Annotated in this window: 1 pseudogene; it reads right to left on the bottom strand. The window is 44.0% G+C overall.

Going from position 1 to position 400, the window contains the following annotated elements:
• Window positions 1-371 (bottom strand): annotated as a pseudogene (locus GNY06_RS14175) (transposase); the annotation flags it as partial.
• Window positions 372-400: the final 29 nt, after the last annotated feature.

Raw genomic sequence — 400 nt, 5'->3', positions numbered from 1 at the left:
GGCTTCATATCTTCCATAACCGCTTTTTTATCCCTGTCAGGAACATATCGCATGGAGGAGCGGATTTGATGAACCACGCAAAGTTGTACCCTGGTTTTATGAAATACAGCCTCAACCGCTACGGGGAAACCTGTCAGGCCGTCTATGCAGGCAATCATAATATCTTCCACACCGCGTTACTTCAGATCAGTGAGAACTCCAAGCCAGAATTTGGCCACTTCATTTTCTGAACTATAAATCCCATGTACATCCTTTTTTCCTGCGATATCAACCACGAGGATATTATAGATCGCACGGGTGTCAACAGCACCATTCACCCTTACCTTGAAAAACATACAATCCAGAAATATAAATGGATAGACGGTTTCAAGAGGACGGTTTCTCTATTCTTGAACCGCGG

Source organism: Elizabethkingia argenteiflava, assembly GCF_009904105.1.
GTDB classification, from domain to species: domain Bacteria; phylum Bacteroidota; class Bacteroidia; order Flavobacteriales; family Weeksellaceae; genus Elizabethkingia; species Elizabethkingia argenteiflava.
This window is presented reverse-complemented; position numbering and strand designations above follow the sequence as displayed.